Annotated in this window: 14 protein-coding genes and 2 pseudogenes; 14 read left to right on the top strand and 2 right to left on the bottom strand. The window is 42.4% G+C overall.

Annotated features, from left to right (window positions below; all coding sequences use genetic code 11):
- The first annotated feature begins 207 nt into the window (after positions 1–207).
- The gene (locus tag PGR14_RS15265; protein ID WP_270223659.1) at positions 208–2,529 is read left to right on the top strand and encodes a C40 family peptidase; all 2,322 of its coding nucleotides are present in this window, start codon (positions 208–210) and stop codon (positions 2,527–2,529) included.
- A gap of 113 nt (positions 2,530–2,642) precedes the next feature.
- Here PGR14_RS15265 and PGR14_RS15260 read toward each other — a convergent pair whose 3' ends face one another.
- Positions 2,643–3,524 carry an AraC family transcriptional regulator gene (locus PGR14_RS15260; RefSeq protein WP_270223658.1) on the bottom strand — a complete coding sequence of 294 codons (882 nt, stop codon included), beginning with the start codon at positions 3,522–3,524 and terminating at the stop codon, positions 2,643–2,645.
- A 323-nt stretch (positions 3,525–3,847) separates the two neighbouring features.
- On the opposite strand from PGR14_RS15260, the gene PGR14_RS15255 reads away from it, so the two are divergent.
- The 9 genes and pseudogenes from PGR14_RS15255 to PGR14_RS16325 form a co-directional block, all read left to right on the top strand.
- The gene (locus PGR14_RS15255; RefSeq protein ID WP_008370544.1) at positions 3,848–5,452 is read left to right on the top strand and encodes an ABC transporter substrate-binding protein; all 1,605 of its coding nucleotides are present in this window, start codon (positions 3,848–3,850) and stop codon (positions 5,450–5,452) included.
- A gap of 84 nt (positions 5,453–5,536) precedes the next feature.
- On the top strand, positions 5,537–6,499 hold the full coding sequence (locus tag PGR14_RS15250; RefSeq protein WP_044998647.1) for an ABC transporter permease: 963 nt from the start codon (positions 5,537–5,539) through the stop codon (positions 6,497–6,499).
- Positions 6,492–7,391: an ABC transporter permease gene (locus PGR14_RS15245; protein ID WP_118199185.1), complete on the top strand. Its 900-nt coding sequence runs from the start codon at positions 6,492–6,494 to the stop codon at positions 7,389–7,391. The genes PGR14_RS15250 and PGR14_RS15245 overlap by 8 nt, the downstream gene beginning before the upstream one ends.
- Before the next feature lie 16 nt (positions 7,392–7,407).
- Entirely contained in the window at positions 7,408–8,424 is a 1,017-nt protein-coding gene (locus tag PGR14_RS15240) for an ABC transporter ATP-binding protein (RefSeq protein ID WP_118199186.1), read from the top strand.
- Positions 8,421–9,389 carry an ABC transporter ATP-binding protein gene (locus tag PGR14_RS15235; RefSeq protein ID WP_173690534.1) on the top strand — a complete coding sequence of 323 codons (969 nt, stop codon included), beginning with the start codon at positions 8,421–8,423 and terminating at the stop codon, positions 9,387–9,389. Before PGR14_RS15240 ends, PGR14_RS15235 begins: the two co-directional genes overlap by 4 nt.
- A 35-nt stretch (positions 9,390–9,424) precedes the next feature.
- Entirely contained in the window at positions 9,425–10,639 is a 1,215-nt protein-coding gene (locus PGR14_RS15230) for a MalY/PatB family protein (RefSeq protein WP_055296620.1), read from the top strand.
- Between the two features lie 29 nt (positions 10,640–10,668).
- Positions 10,669–11,817, top strand: a complete 1,149-nt coding sequence (locus PGR14_RS15225; RefSeq protein ID WP_008370525.1) for a double-cubane-cluster-containing anaerobic reductase — start codon at positions 10,669–10,671, stop codon at positions 11,815–11,817.
- 241 nt (positions 11,818–12,058) lie between these two features.
- Positions 12,059–12,451 (top strand): C-GCAxxG-C-C family protein, encoded by a 393-nt coding sequence (locus PGR14_RS15220; protein ID WP_044998646.1) that lies wholly within the window; start codon positions 12,059–12,061, stop codon positions 12,449–12,451.
- A gap of 18 nt (positions 12,452–12,469) precedes the next feature.
- A pseudogene (locus PGR14_RS16325) lies at positions 12,470–12,634 on the top strand (transposase); the annotation flags it as partial.
- A gap of 15 nt (positions 12,635–12,649) precedes the next feature.
- Here PGR14_RS16325 and PGR14_RS15210 read toward each other — a convergent pair.
- Positions 12,650–13,012, bottom strand: a complete 363-nt coding sequence (locus PGR14_RS15210) for a transposase (protein WP_243272407.1) — start codon at positions 13,010–13,012, stop codon at positions 12,650–12,652.
- 424 nt (positions 13,013–13,436) lie between these two features.
- On the opposite strand from PGR14_RS15210, the pseudogene PGR14_RS15205 reads away from it, so the two are divergent.
- The 4 genes and pseudogenes from PGR14_RS15205 to PGR14_RS15195 all read left to right on the top strand — a co-directional run.
- Positions 13,437–14,375 (top strand): annotated as a pseudogene (locus PGR14_RS15205) (ketopantoate reductase family protein); the annotation flags it as partial.
- Positions 14,376–14,378: 3 nt separating this feature from the next.
- Positions 14,379–14,873 (top strand): peptidylprolyl isomerase, encoded by a 495-nt coding sequence (locus PGR14_RS16425; RefSeq protein ID WP_416387370.1) that lies wholly within the window; start codon positions 14,379–14,381, stop codon positions 14,871–14,873.
- Between the two features lie 86 nt (positions 14,874–14,959).
- Complete coding sequence (locus PGR14_RS15200; RefSeq protein WP_008370519.1) at positions 14,960–16,024, top strand: P1 family peptidase; 1,065 nt, start codon at positions 14,960–14,962, stop codon at positions 16,022–16,024.
- A 109-nt stretch (positions 16,025–16,133) separates the two neighbouring features.
- On the top strand, positions 16,134–16,304 hold the full coding sequence (locus tag PGR14_RS15195; protein WP_022220354.1) for a hypothetical protein: 171 nt from the start codon (positions 16,134–16,136) through the stop codon (positions 16,302–16,304).
- Positions 16,305–16,331: the final 27 nt, after the last annotated feature.

The following is a 16,331-nucleotide window of genomic DNA, read 5'->3' as shown; positions in this document are numbered from 1 at the left end:
AATCGAGTTTTTTCACATCCCCATTTTCTTTTTTTCATTTTACCAAAATATTTTCCGAAAGAAATTACTCTCTGAGTTTGAAAAATTTTATCAGAAATATTTTTAATGAAATATGGACGGTTTTGTCAAAGAGTAGTAAAATAAAAATGTCGCGTTTCGACTAAAAGGACTGCATTTTACAGAATTTGTAAGAAGGAGCAACAGATTTTGAAATATAGAAATATACAGGTAGCAAAAATGACAGGAGCAAAAATTCTAGCAGGATTACTTGTTTTCGGACTTACTTTCAGCGCTCCGGCAACAGCTTGGGCGGCAGAGGGCGGTCTTACAGATGTTACTTCTAATGGATCAGAAAATGGAGAAAAATTACAGGCAAAATCCATTGATGGGCGTGATACACTTACAGAAGTATCAGATCTTGTCCTGGAGATGATTCATAATGAAGAAATAAGATACAATGAAGAGACTGGATATCTGGAAGATACCGGTCTGCGTGATGCAACGAAAACAGGATGGAAGGTTGATCCGATAACAGGAGATGAAGTAGAAGTAATCCCGGCTAACCCGGATGTGCCGGTTACGCCGGAGCAACCGACAGATCCGGCCAATCCGGATACACCACAGCAGCCTTCAGATGGCAATGTGAACAATGAACAGCAGCCTTCGGAAGACCAGACAGAAGACTCAGAAGAAAACAAAGCGCAGGAGCAGGAAAAAAATGCGCAGGATAGTGAACACAAGATGACCAATGAAGAACTGGTCAAGAGACAGCAGATCGTCAGTCTTCCGGAATACGAAGAAGATTTCCGTTTCTGGACAGTTGCGAGAAAATATGCATTTGCAAAGACAAAGATCAGCATACGTGAGGCAATTCCGGAAGATATCAGTGGAGCCGTTGATACTGATCGGACAGAAAGTGATATTCAGGAAGCAACAGCCGATGCTAAAAAACTGTTTCATAAGGAAACTTCTGTAAAGGCGAAGAAATCAAAGACGAAATCTTCTGCGAAAAAGACGAAAACGGAAAAGAAAGTACAGCTTAATACATTTTCTGCCGGGACATTAAAAAACACAGCAGACACTTCGGAAAAGAAGTCATCCTTAAACTCTGATACTGCCGTAGCATTGCAGGATGATACTTTAAATGCGTCCCTTGCATCCCGGCAGTTGGCCGAAAAGGTGCGTTCTGTCGGAGAAATTTCACAGGATGGACTTCTCTACATTCTGAAAGAAGAAAAGAATGGATGGCTGTATGTAGAATCCGGAAAGGTCAGAGGATTTGTAAAAGAATCCGAGCTTTATACCGGAGATGCAGCACAGGTACTGTTGAGCGGATACCAGAAGCAGGCAAAAAAAGCTGCAAAAAAAGCCAAGAGTGCATATACTGGAATCGAAGGGACAGCATCTCTTGCAAAAGAAACGGTTCCGGCAAATGAAAATCAGGCATTTACCCATGTACGTGCAACCGTAAATCAGACACTGGCTACGAAAAAATACGCACTGGCAGATGCATCAAAGTCGGATGGAACTGTAGCAATCCAGGAAGAGGCAAATGGACAGTCACGTGTGATCGGAACCATGTCCCAGGGTAATCTGTGTTATATCCTTGCGGATGCAGAGAAAGACTGGATCTATGTAGAATCCGGGGATGTCCGTGGCTTTGTCTCTAAAGAGGCTGTTCAGACTGGAGATGAAGTAAAAGCGCAGGTAGAAGCAGCAGGCGAAGGTGCTTACCAGACAGCTACAGAACTGATCGCACCGGAAGATAACCAGGCACTTTATTATAGCTATGCTTCTGTAAAGCCGGGAACACCGGGGAATGCAATCCGCCAGGCAATGCTGGATTTTGCCGCACAGTTCATTGGCAATCCTTATGTATGGGGCGGTACAAGCCTGACAGAAGGGGCGGACTGCTCCGGATTTGTACAGCAGATCTATAAGACTTTTGGCTATAATCTGCCAAGAGTAGCCGAAGATCAGAGCCAGTATGGAACCAAGATTCCGGTTGAAGACGCACAGCCGGGGGATTTGATTTTCTATGCAAAAGACGGTTATGTCCATCATGTTGTGATGTATGCAGGAGACGGAAAGACCATCGAAGCTGCAAATGAAGACCAGGGAATCATTTCGGGAACGGTATATATTCCGGAAGCTGTCTGGGCAACCAGAATCCTGGAAGAAAATTATAATCTGGAAGGCACGGATGTAAACGAACAGAACGCTACAGCCGAACGGTATGGAGACAGTATTGGAGAGTATACCATTGATTATTATTGTTCCTGCGAGACTTGCCGTGCGAAGGCAAGCAAAGTCAAAGCAACCGGAACTCCGGTTGTTGAAGGGCAGACCATTGCGGTTGACCCGGATGAGATTCCGTATGGAACAAAGGTGATCATTGACGGACATGTATTTACTGCAGAAGATTACGATACTTCCGGTAAAGAAAAACATATCAGTATCTATGTCAATGAGCATGAGACTGCACAGAAGCTGAATGAGAAGAAGGCAGAAGTACATCTGGTGAAATAAAGACAATCAAAAAAAGAAATATTAAACAAGAAAAACTTCGGATCACTGGCGAAAATCCAGAATATCCGAAGTTTTTTGCATGTCGGCATTATTCAGACAAGTCATTCTCCCGGCTAATGTTTGATCTTTTTCAGTTTTTCATTGTCTGCCTGACATTCGGTCGGGGAAATATGATACATTTTCTTAAAAGCACGAAAAAATGAAGAATAGTCTCCAAAACCGGACTGGACAGCAACCGTTTTAAGCGGAACATCCTGCCGGATCAGCGAGACCGCAAGTGCCAGCCGTTTCTTTAAAATATACTGATGACAGGTTGTATTCAGTTGTTTCTGAAAAAATTTGTTCAGACTGCTCTTGCTCATGTGGAAAGTACGCGCCAGATCCTCCACACCGATTTCTTTCAGAAAATGCTGATCCAGATAGCGGACGATCTGATTGGTCTGATCGGATTCGATCTCAATAAATTCGTTGGAATATTTCAGGGCATAGTTAATGACTTTTACCAGAAGACAGGTGGATGCACCACAGGCATAGGTTTCAGAAAGCTCCCCATAAGAAGCATATTCCCGGTAAAAGGTTTCAAATTCTTCCTCAAAATTACACAGCTTATTGGTAGTATGAAGAAGATGAGGTGTGTCAATATTGAAAACAGATTCCTTAAGGGCCGGAAGCTGGCTTTTCAGATTGGAAATATATGATTTTTCCAGCCATACAGTGATAAAATCATAATAGTTTGCAACGAGATCACTGGAAGTAAAGTAGTGTGGAATATCCGGTGGAATAACCAGAATATCGCCATTTGTAATAAAATGCCGTTTCTGGCCGATGCGGAACAGAAAATCTCCGCTTTTACAAAAGATGATCTCATAAAATCCGCTTTTGATCATGGAAAGATCTTCCAGCAGATATCCTTTGTGGTGCGTGCATTTTACATGGCGCAGCTGGCATTTGCCGGACAGCTGCATTTCAGGGCTTTGCTCATACAATTTTTTCATTTATAAACCTTTCATGTTGAATAAAATTTAACAAATCTTTTGTAATCATTATACAATACACATTGCAAAAAAGGTAAAAGAAATTGTAAAAAAGTTATATTTTTTACTATAGATAAAAGCAATAAATTGTTAAAAGATACAAAAATAACGGGAAATCAGCGTTTTCTGGAATTATTGATAAACGATATCAATAAGTACAAAAATTGATAGAAAAAAGCAATTTGCAAAGAAAAAAACATTTTGGTAGTATTTTTGAAGAGTTGTTAACAAGGGGATACACAGACAGAACAACTTAAGGAAAATACAATGGAGGAAAAAGGAAAATGAAAAGAAGAGCACTCGCATTATTGTGTGCAGGAATTTTAGCAGTCGGTATGCTTGCCGGATGTGGTGGAAGTTCTGACAAGAAAGACAGCAGCGCAAAGACAGAAGACACGAAGAAAGAGGCAAAAAGTGATGGGACTTTTACAGTTGCATTGAATTATATGCCAACATCTCTGGAGCCAAGTACAGCCAGTGATGACCAGACCTCTCTGGTTCGTCCGATCTTTGAACCATTATTTGTAGAAACAAAGGATGGAATCGAATATTATCTGGCAGATAAGCTTGATATTTCAGAAGATGCCAAAACATACACCATTCATCTGAATGAGAAAGCAAACTGGAGCGATGGCGAACCGGTTACTGTAGATGATATCTTATTTACAATGAATTATGCCGGAAGAAATTCTGGTGGAAAATCTTCTTATAATACAATCAATAAACAGGAAGTTGTATTTAACAAAAAAGATGATAAGACACTGGAAATTGTCCTTCCTGAACCATATGCAACTTATACAGCAGCAATTGGCAGAATGATGATTTATCCGTCACACGCATTTGACAATGATTATACAAAAGTAGAAGGAAGCGGATACTTTAATTCCACAGATATGGCTACTTCCGGAGCTTACACGGTAGCAGAGATCAATGATGACAGTATCGTATATACTGCACGTGATGATTATTACAGAGAAACACCGAGCGTTAAGAAAGTTGTTATGAAGACGATCGGTTCCGGAAGCACCAAACAGGTTGCATTTGAAAACGGAGAAATCTCTTACATGAGAATTACAACTCCGGAAGAACTGAAAAAATATGAAGGTGACGATAATTACAATATCAGCTCCTTCTCAGAAGCAAGACTGAATTACCTGCAGATCAATCCTTACGGACCTGCAAAAGACAAACTTACAGAAGATGCAAGAAAAGCGATCTTCCTTGCAATCAATGCAGATGAGATCATCGATACCGCATACGGAAGTGACGAACTTGCAACGGTTGCAAACAGTCTTCTGACACCAGATCAGTCTCTTTACAACAAAGACTGTAAAGGTTACGAGCAGGATCTTGAAGAAGCAAAGAAACTTGCCAAATCTTCAGGAATCGAAGGAACAACTCTGAAATATGTTTACAATGCAGACCGTCCGAACATGGAAGAAGTTGCAACAGTTCTTCAGCAGCAGCTCGCAGAAATCGGCGTAACGCTTGATGTAGAAGGTCTGGATTCCAACGCATTCTTCCAGAGATTCTTCGCAATTATGTTCCAGTCAGGGGAAGAAGATCAGTGGGATCTTGGTACAAATGGATGGGATTCTGAGCGTGGAAGCAGTCTTGGACAGGCTTACAGCTACATCAACAGCAGCTCCAAAGCATGGGGATTCAGTGATGAAGCCGGACAGCTTGCAGCAAAGGTAAACGCAGCAGCAGACAAAGACGAAGCAAAGCAGCTTGCAAATGATCTGCAGGATCTGACTTTATCAGAATACTGGGAATACCCACTTACTTACACCAATTATGTGATGGTATCTCAGAAAAATGTAACAGGTCTGGATGCAGTACCGGTTGTTCCGGAATTCGTTGATTACCTGAAGATCAAAGTAGACTAATTATATTGTATTTTAGCAGACGAAGAGGGGCTGAAGCACAAGATGACCTTTGTGCCGGTCCCTCTTTTAAAGGAGAAAAGAAATATGGCAAAATATTTCGTAAAGAAAGGGATTCAGCTGATTATTGTCACGATTTTGATTTCTTTTTTCTCATTTGCCGTGATCTATGCAGCACCGGGAGATATTTCCGGTATGTATTTGAATGAACAGATGTCAGATGAGGAAAAAGAAGCAATCAGAGAGAATCTCGGACTTAACAAAAGTATGCCGGAGCAGTATTGGGGATGGGCAAAAGAAGTGCTGAAAGGAGATTTCGGAATTTCTCTTGCAAACCATACTTCCGTATCTGAGCAGATCATCAAGCGTCTTCCGGCAACCCTGCAGCTGATGGGAGCCGCATTGGTTCTTTCTGTGCTTCTGGCAATCCCACTCGGACTCTGGTCGGGATACCGCAAGAATACCTGGATTGATAATATCATCAGTGGACTTTCCTATATTGGTATGTCAATTCCGTCTTTCTGGCTTGGAATGGTGCTGATCATTGTGTTTGCGGCGAAACTTCATATTCTTCCATCATCAGGTATGCATTCGGTGGGAAATGAATCGTTCCTGGATACGGTGAAGCATATGATCATGCCATGTATCACCCTGAGCCTTTCCAACCTGGCAGTCTTTATCCGCTATATCCGTTCTAATACGATCGGACAGCTTGGAGAAGAATACGTTCTTGCAGCAAAAGCAAAAGGAACGACAGGTGGAAAACTTTTAAAAAGACATATTTTGAAAAATACACTGCTTCCGATCATCACATTGCTTGGAATGAATCTGGCATCCATAGTCTGTGGATCGTTTATCATTGAAAGTGTTTTTGGATGGCCGGGAATAGGTACCCTTGCAATGACTGCGATCGGTGTCCGTGATTATCCGGTGATTATGGCATACGTCATGTTGTCCGGAATTATTCTGGTTGTCGGTAACTTTATTGCAGATATTCTGTATGCATTTGCAGATCCGAGAATCAAGAGGGAGGATATGGCAAATGACTGATACTAGATTTAAACGAATTGAAAAAAAGAAAACCCAGGAGTTGATTTCATATGATCACAGTGTGTGGAAAGATATCAAAAAAGAGCTTTTTTCCAATAAGATTGCACTGGTGAGTATCATCATTCTCCTGATCATTATCATAGCTTCCATTCTGGCACCGCTTAGTCCATATGATCCGAATAAGATCAATGTTGCTGAAAAACTGCAGGGAATCTCTGCAAAGCATATTTTCGGGACAGATGAATACGGAAGAGACTATTTTACCAGAGCACTTTACGGAGGACGTATTTCTCTTACGGTTGGTTTTTGTTCGATGATCATGACTGTAATCCTCGGAACGGCAATCGGTATTACTTCTGGATATTTTGGTGGAAAAGTGGATATGTTCCTGATGCGCTTCACCGATATTTTCCTGGCACTTCCGAGTATGCTTCTGATGGTTGTACTGAATACGATCTTGCGTCCGGGCCTGTTTACTCTGATCGCGGTACTCAGTCTTTTTTCCTGGGCACAGGTGGCGAGAATTACAAGGGCGGAAACCATGTCTGTCAAAGAAAGAGATTATGTGACCGCCGCAAGGAATCTGGGAGCCGGAAGTTTCCGGATTGCAGTGGAACATATTGTACCGAATATTATGGGACCGGTCATCGTAGCGGCAAGCCTTGGAATTGCCAATGCGATTCTGATGGAGTCGTCCTTAAGTTTCCTTGGACTTGGAGTACAGATTCCAAGAGCTTCCTGGGGAAGTATGCTGCAGAGTGCGCAGGGACATATTCTGGATGCACCGAGACTTGCGGTATTTCCGGGAGTTCTGATTCTGTGTACAGTACTGAGTTTCAATTTACTTGGTGATGTCCTTAGAACCGCACTGGAACCAAAGATTGTAAAGTAAGCCTGGAGGATAGAAGATGGAAAAATTATTGGAAGTAGAGAATTTATCTGTATCCTATTTTACATATGCAGGCGAAGTACAGTCTGTAAGAGGAATTTCATTTGATGTAAAAAAAGGAAAGACAACTGCATTGGTAGGTGAATCAGGATGTGGAAAATCCGTAACTGCCAAATCCCTGATGGGACTGATCGAGAAACCGGGAAAGGTAAAGCCGGAAAGTAAGATCATTTACCAGGGAAAAGAGCTTACCGGGTATACGGAAAAAGAGTGGAATACCTTCCGTGGAAAAGAATGCTCGATGGTTTTCCAGGATGCACTGGTATCCTTAAATCCGACGATGAAGGTTGGAAAGCAGATTGCAGAAAATCTGAAGAATCACGAGAGTAGTCTTTCGAAGGAAGAAATTTATCAGAAATCGTTGGAAATGCTGAAGCAGACCGGGGTTCCGGATCCGGAAGGGTGTATGAACAAATATCCCCATGAGTTATCCGGTGGAATGCGTCAGAGAGTGATGATTGCCTGCGCTATGGTGACACATCCGCAGCTTTTGATCGCAGACGAGCCGACAACAGCACTGGATGTGACAATACAGGCACAGATCATTGCGCTGATGGAAGAGTTGCAGGAAAAGCTTGGTATGTCCATCATTATTATCACACATGATCTTGGAGTGGTTGCAGATATGGCTGATGAGATCATCGTTATGTATGCCGGAGAAATCGTGGAAAGAGGAACGGCAAGGGATATCTTTTATCACCAGCAACACCCGTATACATGGGCACTTCTCCAGTCCGTTCCGCGGATCGATGATGAAGACAAAACAATTTTAAATACCATTGAGGGAAATATACCGGATATGATCTACCCGCCAAAAGGCTGCAGTTTTTGCACGCGCTGTCCATATGCAATGAAAATCTGTGAAGAAGAAAAACCGAAAGTTACGCACATTACGGATGAGCACAGCGTTGCGTGCTGGCTGATGGATCCACGTGCTGACAGAAGCGGTGTTCCGTTCGGGAGGACAGACGCATGATAGAAAAAGAAGTTGTATTAGAAGTAAAAAATCTGAAAAAATATTTTCCGGCAAGTCATAAACGTGTTTTAAAGGCAGTTGATGACGTGTCTTTTACGATTCATAAAGGAGAAACTTTCGGAATCGTAGGAGAATCAGGATGTGGAAAGACGACTTGCGGGAAAACCTGTACCGGAATCCTTACGAAGACAGACGGACAGGTGTTGTATCAGGGAAAAGATGTGCATCAGATGAGTAAAGCAGAGAGAAATGCATTTACACAGAAGGTGCAGACCATTTTCCAGGATCCGTATGCTTCGCTGGATCCACACCAGAAAGTGTATCAGATCGTAAGTGAAGGGATGCGGATCCATCATCTGACAAAAAGTAAAGAAGAAGAGCAGAAACGGGTGATGGAACTTCTAGAGATGGTTGGCTTAAATGCCGAGCATGCTACCAGAAATGTCCATGAATTTTCCGGTGGACAGCGCCAGAGAATCGGAATTGCAAGGGCACTTGCAGTTAACCCGGAATTTCTGTTCTGTGATGAACCGATTTCAGCACTTGACGTATCTATCCAGGCGCAGATCATGAACCTCCTGATGACCTTGCAGAAAGAACGGCATCTGACGATGCTGTTTATCGCCCATGACCTTGCCATGGTAAAGCATATTTCCGATAATATCGGAGTGATGTATCTTGGAAAGCTGGTGGAAATTTCACCGGCTGCGGAATTATATGAAAAGCCGTATCATCCGTACACGCAGGCACTTCTGGAGTCAATTCCGATCGCCGATCCGGATCTGGCAAAAAGCCGGGGACGTCATTTTCTCACCGGAGATGTGCCAAGCCCGATCGATCCACCAAAAGGCTGCCGTTTCTGCGGAAGATGTAGCAAATGCATGGATATCTGCCTGGAAGTCCGTCCGGAATTAAAAGAAGTATCCAAAGGTCACCAGGTGGCATGTCACCTGTATGATGACTAAAAGAAAAAAATGTATGTAACAGAGGAGAAAGAAAAATGAAGTACGATTTTACAAGTATTATTGACCGTAAAGGAAAAGATGCCCTTGCAGTGGATATCCTTCCAAATATGCTTGGGCCGGGGAAAAAAGTAGAAGTAAGAGAAGGGCTGGATTACATTCCGATGTGGGTTGCGGACATGAATTTTCCGGCACTCCCGAAGATCACCGAAGCGATCATTGAAAGAGCGAAACATCCGACCTATGGATATTTTATTACCAGAGATGAGTATTACAACAGCATCATCAAGTGGCATGAAGAACGGAATCATGTGACCGGACTGAAAAAAGAACATATCGGTTATGAGAATGGAGTTTTAGGTGGCGTGGCAAGTGCACTTCACGCGGTCTGCTCACAGGGTGATAATGTCCTTGTCCATGCACCGACTTACATAGGATTTACCGGCACACTGAATAATAATGGCTACCATATCATCCACAGTCCGCTGAAAAAGGACGAAGAAGGCATCTGGCGGATGGACTTTGAGGATATGGAAGAGAAGATCGTGAAAAACAAGATCCATGCAGCCGTTTTCTGTTCACCGCACAATCCGACCGGTCGTGTATGGGAGCGCTGGGAAATCGAGAAAGCAATGGAAATCTATAAAAAATACGATGTGACCGTCATTTCCGATGAAATCTGGTCCGATATTATTTTATATGGAAACGAACATATTCCAACCCAGTCTGTATCTGAAGATGCAAGAAACAGAACGATTGCTTTATACGCACCGTCAAAGACCTTCAACCTTGCCGGACTGATCGGAAGCTATCATATTATATACAACAAACGTCTGAAAGACAGAGTTTTAAAAGAGTCCTCCCTCTGCCATTACAATTCGATGAATGTGCTGTCCATGCATGCACTGATGGGTGCGTATACACCGGAAGGACAAGAATGGGTAGGCGAGCTTCGAGAAGTGATCGGGGAAAATGTCGCTTATGCATGTGATTATATCGACAAACATTTTGAAGGTGTTTCCGTAACCAGACCGCAGGGAACCTATATGCTGTTTGTTAACTGTGAAGAATGGTGCAAGGCACATGATAAGAGTCTGGAAGACGTTCTGAAGATGGGATATGAAGCAGGTGTGTTCTGGCAGAACGGAAAGCCATTCCATGGTGAATGGTATATCCGTATGAACCTTGCACTGCCGACATCCAGAGTGAAAGAAGCATTTGACCGTCTGGATAAATATGTATTCAATGCTTAAAATGCATACAATAAAGGAGGAAAAGAAAAATGGAATTAGTAAAAGAGCTGCCGGAGATTTTTGAAGAATTTGCAGAGCAGAGACAGAGATCTTTCCTGGTAATGAAAGAAGTAAAGGACAAAGGAATTCCGGTTGTAGGTGCGTACTGTACCTACTTTCCACAGGAAATCGCAATGGCTATGGGAGCAGTTACCGTAGGACTTTGCTCTACATCCGATGAAACGATCCCGATCGCAGAAAAGGATCTGCCGAAGAATCTGTGCCCGATGGTAAAGGCAAGTTACGGTTTTGCCGTATCTGACAAATGTCCATTCTTCTATTTCTCAGACGTGGTAGTCGGAGAGACAACCTGTGATGGAAAGAAAAAGATGTACGAACTGATGAAAGAATTCAAAAATGTCTATATCATGGAACTTCCAAACTCACAGAGAGAAGATTCCCTGGAACTGTGGACAAAAGAGATCATCCGTTTCAAAGAATATCTGGAAAAGACATTTAATGTAGAGATCACAGAAGAAAAAGTGCGCCATGCTGTTCATGTATCCAACCAGGGACGTATTGCACTGAAGAAATTCTACGAAGTTATGAAAAATGATCCAGCTCCGATGAACGGTTCCCAGCTGTTCGGTGTTCTCTATGGAAGCCAGTTCAAATTCGACAAAGAAAAAATGCCGGCAGAAATTGATGCCCTTCGTGAAAAGCTGATGAAAGAATACGAAGAAAAGGAAAAACCAGAGAGAAAGAAACGTATCCTTTTAACCGGATGTCCAAGCAGCGGTGCACCGATGAAGGTTGTAAAAGCCATCGAAGAACACGGTGGAAATGTTGTAGTCTATGAAAACTGTGGAGGTGCAAAATCTGTTGACCGTCTCATCGATGAAGATGCAGAGGACATCTACAAAGCAATTGCAGAGAGATATCTTGCAATCGGATGTTCCGTTATGACACCAGATAACAACCGTATTGAACTGATGGGAAGACTCCTTGAAGAGTATAATATCGAGGGTGTAGTAGAAATGACACTTCAGGCATGTCATACTTACAATATTGAGGCAAAGAGCATTGAGAAATTTGTAAAATCTAAAGGACTTCCGTATATCCATGTAGAGACCGATTATTCTCAGGCAGATATCGGACAGCTGGATACACGAATTGCTGCATTTTTAGAGATGATCTAGGATTCAGAATGTATCAAATTTAAAAGAATGTGTCCCGGTATTCTGAAAAAGTGGATGGGATTCTAACAGATTTATGTTATAATAGAAATTAACAGGCAGGGAACAGGCATCAGTCTGTTCCCTGTGTATATTTACAGGTATATGGAGAATATACCGGAATTTTTTCAGAGAGCAGCTAAGACTGAGGCGAAGCCTTTGAAAAAATTTTACCAGATTGAATAAAATAAAAGAGGTACTGAATATGACAATCGAAGAACGCGCAGCAAAAGCTGCAGATTTAAAAACTGCCGGAGCATGCAACTGTTCCCAGGCAGTGGTAAAAGTATTTGAAGATAAGCTTTCATTGGACGATGAGACACTGATGAAATTAACCGCAGGCTATGCAGCTGGAATGGGATGTCTGGAAGCAACCTGCGGGGCACTCATAGGAGCTGTGATGACCGCCGGAATCCTGACCGCCGGAGCCGGAACGCCTCGTTATTCCAAAGAAATCCTTGCAAAGTTTCAGCAAAAATGCGGAGCAACGATCTGCAGGGAGTTGAAGGGCGTCGGCACAGGAAAGGTACTTTGTGAATGTCCGGAATGCGTAAGAAATGCGGTGCTTGCACTAGGAGAAGTAATGGGGATTGAATAAAAGGATAGGGATTTCTCCGCCAAATTCAAATCAGAATTAGTGATTGAACTGCTCAAAGGAGAAAAAGACTTAAATACAATCGCAACCGAAAACAATATTCAGCCGAATCTTCTCCGAAACTGGAAGAAGGAGTTCCTCGATAAAGCATCCGTAGTTTTTGATGACACACGAGAGGATAATCTGAAAGAAAAACTCGCTTTAGAGCGCAAGGAAAAAGCTGAATATGCGAAAAAAGTTGGTCTGCTCACCAAGAGGTGGTTTATTATTTTGCGACAGAAAAAGAGAATCAAAAAATATCAGAAAGGGCGTGTGAAAAAACGAGAGTTTTTTCATGCGTCCTTCTCTACAAATATAAATGGCGATTGTAAAGTTCACCTGTTTTGTTTTATCATTGTTTTTCATTTGTTTTATTACATGTGTTGTTATTAATTCACAATAGTTATACAAAAGTAATCGCGCATATATTCCTTGTTTAATAAAATCTGGTTTTCGTGCATGGAAACTTGTTAATCCTATGGCATATTTTAATTCTCTGAATGAAGTTTCTATTCCCCATCTCAAATAAAAGTTTTGAAATCAATTTTCCGTTTTCGAGAGAAATCGACATTGGGGTTTCGAAGAAATAAACATGGATTGTTAGCTAATTCCGAAATATGATTCTTTAGAGAATCTGAAACTTGATTAATATAATTGCTCATATGCGTTACATCCTTGCAATCAAGATGTTCTTAATTACAAAGGCCCTAGCATCATTTCTGATGCTAAGATCTTGATTGGTCATCTTAACTTAATGACATTGCCTTGTGGAGTCTCTTTTTTTTCTGCAAAAACATGAAGATATTTGTTCCTGTTATAAAAAAATCTATATTGTAAAGATTGGAGTCGCAAGTTAATATATGATACATATGGCGGAATGAAGAGATCTATTTTCTGTAAAAAAGTATAATGAGAATATGAGTATCCGTAAAACGAAAGGAGATAGAAGATGAAGATAAAATCAGTTGCAGTTTTAGGTGCAGGGGCGGTAGGCTCCTATGTGATCTGGGGACTTTCACAGAAACCGGAAGTCCGGCTTGGCGTGATTGCCGAGGGAGAAAGAGCGGATCGTCTAAGGAAAAATGGATGTGCGGATAATGGCAGGATTTACCATCCGGAGGTGTGGTCACCAGAAGAAGCACATAATGTGGATCTGCTGGTGGTTGCTTTGAAATACGGTTCACTGGAAGGCACATTGAAGAGTATACAAAAAACAACGGGTGAACATACAGTGGTCATGAGCCTGATGAATGGAGTCGACAGTGAAGAAATAATCGGAAGAACAGTGGGCACGGAGCATGTCTTACCGGCACTGATCAAAGTGGCTTCACACAAAGAGGATGATGGTTATCATTTTGATCCGCTGACCACACTGGAAATTATTTTTGGAGAGCCATCTGCACCGTTTGACAGTGAGCGTGTGAGAGCGGTGGAAGCGTTGTTTACAGATACTGGGATTCATTTCCGGTCGACCGAGTACATTCAGGAGGAGATATGGTGTAAATTTCGCCTGAATGTATACAACAATCTGCCGCAGGCAATTCTGGGGACAAGCGTTGGATGTTACCGCGACAGTGTCCACATGAAAGCAATCAGTGATGGATTAAAGAGAGAACTGGAAATGGTAGCGAAGGCAAAAGGAATCGATATGAGTAAAACAGGAAGTTCATCCGGACGCGGAAGCGTAGTTCCTCCGACAGCCAGATATTCTACCTTACAGGATCTGGATGCCGGACGTCATACGGAAATCGATATGTTCTCCGGTGCGCTTGTGCGGATGGGAAAGGAGCTTGGAATCCCTATGCCGTACAATGAATATACTTATCATATGATCAAAGCGCTGGAAGAGAAAAATGATGGTAAATTCAATTATACCGGGAATCAAAAACCAATCATCGAAATAACTGTAAATGAGAATGCTGTGATACACTTTGAACTCTGGCCGGAAATCGCACCGATTGCCTGCGGAAGTGTTATGCAGCTCGCAGAGAAGAAAATATTTGACAGAAGAGCCATTGAACGTCTGGAACCGGGATTTGTCCTCCAGCCACTGTTTTTTGATGGTGTTGATCCACAGATCGATATCATGGTCGAACCGGAATTTAAAACCAATCCTGAAAATGCCAAAATCGTTTTTGAACGGGGGATTGTTGCCATGGCAGGAGATCCAGAGAACAGTTCTGGCAGCCAGTACTATATCACTCTTGCTGCTTCTGAGAGATTGAATGGTAATTTCACTGTAATCGGAAAAGTGATCGATGGCTGGGATGAGATTGAACGACTGGAACATGTAGAAGTAGAAGAAGCCATTGAACCGCAGTCAGGATTTGTCTATCACAGACCGGTAAAAACCGAGATGATCACGAAAGTCAGACGCATAAAATAAAAAATAAATCCTTCAATAACGGAGATGTGTTATACTATAACCAGCATGTATTGAAAAATACAACATAATCCAAGGAGGAAACCAAAATGGGGAAAAAACGGATTCGGGACTTTGGGATTGTACCCGGAAGAGTAAAAACAGGAGAAAGGAATGCGATTACGGACGTGCCAGGTGTACGGGTAGGGCATTGTACGGTGAAGACAGAAGAAAATCATACCGGTGTAACCGTGATCGTTCCTGGACCGGACAATGCATTTGCCAAGCACTATACGGCAGCTGCATACATTCATAATGGATTTGGAAAAAGTGCTGGCGTGGTGCAGGTAGAGGAACTGGGGACCCTCGAGACACCCATTGCTCTTACCAATACCTTAAATGTCGGAAAGGTTTTGGATGCAATGGTTGATGTCGTGATCGAACAGAGCCGTAAGGACGGAATTGAGCCACAGAGTATCAATCCGGTTGTTGGCGAGTGCAATGACTGCCGGATCAATCATATCCAGAAACGGGCGATTGGCGAAAAGGAAGTGCGTGAGGCTTTTGCGGCAGCATCAGAAGAATTCGAAGAAGGTGATGTAGGTGCCGGTGCCGGTACGACATGCTATGGCATGAAGGGGGGAATCGGTTCTGCATCCCGCGTGATCACGATTGGTGAAAAAGAATACACCATTGGTGTTCTGGTTCAGTCAAACTTTGGTGCAACGGAAGATTTTGTACTGAACGGAGAAGCTGTTGGTCCGAAGATTCTGGAATGGAAGCAGGAAAAGAGTGATATGGCTGCATCTGAAGAAGATAAAGGTTCTATTATGAGTATTCTGGCTACAGACCTTCCAGTGACAAGTCGTCAGCTCAAACGGATTCTGAAAAGAACCGGTGTTGGTATCGCACGAACCGGCGGTTACACAGGCCATGGCAGCGGAGAGGTTATGATCGGATTTACGACTGCAAACAGAATCCCATCCGGTTATGAGGAGGAACTTGTGCAAATATCAGCAATTCCGGAAAATATAATCGACCGTGCTTTCCTTGCTGCGGCAGAAGCAGAGCAGGAGGCAATCTTGAATTCCATGACCGCCGCAGAGCAGATACGTGGAATTGCAGGTGAACTGTATTACAGTCTTGCAGAATACCTTGAAGATAGAGAAAGCTAAAGACTGTACAAAAGAATAAGTGTAATATCTAAATCCAAACCTGGTTACAATCCTTGAAAATGACTATCATTTCCCAAAAGCATCTAATCTTGCGGAGGAGACAAATACGATGTGTAATTTAAGTGAAGGAATTTACGAAAAAGGCATAGAAGAAGGTATAAGCAAAATTGTACAGTCTGGATTACGAAAAGGATTAACTTGTGAATTCATTGCAGATAAATTCGATATTCCGATCGAAACTGTTAAGCAAATTGCAGAAGAAATGCCTTGTACTATGTAACAGTAAAAGGGCGTGTGAAAAAACGAA

It is taken from the genome of Coprococcus sp. AF99-45, assembly GCF_027663865.1.
GTDB classification, from domain to species: Bacteria; Bacillota; Clostridia; order Lachnospirales; family Lachnospiraceae; genus Allocoprococcus; species Allocoprococcus comes.
Note: the sequence above shows the minus strand (reverse complement) of the source record. Positions and strands in the feature narration are given on the sequence as shown.

Excerpts from the sequence above, each read along its gene's own strand:
- PGR14_RS15200 (WP_008370519.1), top strand. The coding sequence starts at position 14,960 with ATGGGGAAAAAACGGATTCGGGACTTTGGGATTGTACCCGGAAGAGTA.
- PGR14_RS15225 (WP_008370525.1), top strand. The coding sequence starts at position 10,669 with ATGGAATTAGTAAAAGAGCTGCCGGAGATTTTTGAAGAATTTGCAGAG.
- PGR14_RS15240 (WP_118199186.1), top strand. The coding sequence starts at position 7,408 with ATGGAAAAATTATTGGAAGTAGAGAATTTATCTGTATCCTATTTTACA.
- PGR14_RS15255 (WP_008370544.1), top strand. The coding sequence starts at position 3,848 with ATGAAAAGAAGAGCACTCGCATTATTGTGTGCAGGAATTTTAGCAGTC.
- PGR14_RS15250 (WP_044998647.1), top strand. The coding sequence starts at position 5,537 with ATGGCAAAATATTTCGTAAAGAAAGGGATTCAGCTGATTATTGTCACG.
- PGR14_RS15260 (WP_270223658.1), bottom strand. The coding sequence starts at position 3,524 with ATGAAAAAATTGTATGAGCAAAGCCCTGAAATGCAGCTGTCCGGCAAA.
- PGR14_RS15230 (WP_055296620.1), top strand. The coding sequence starts at position 9,425 with ATGAAGTACGATTTTACAAGTATTATTGACCGTAAAGGAAAAGATGCC.
- PGR14_RS15220 (WP_044998646.1), top strand. The coding sequence starts at position 12,059 with ATGACAATCGAAGAACGCGCAGCAAAAGCTGCAGATTTAAAAACTGCC.
- PGR14_RS15195 (WP_022220354.1), top strand. The coding sequence starts at position 16,134 with ATGTGTAATTTAAGTGAAGGAATTTACGAAAAAGGCATAGAAGAAGGT.
- PGR14_RS15235 (WP_173690534.1), top strand. The coding sequence starts at position 8,421 with ATGATAGAAAAAGAAGTTGTATTAGAAGTAAAAAATCTGAAAAAATAT.
- PGR14_RS15245 (WP_118199185.1), top strand. The coding sequence starts at position 6,492 with ATGACTGATACTAGATTTAAACGAATTGAAAAAAAGAAAACCCAGGAG.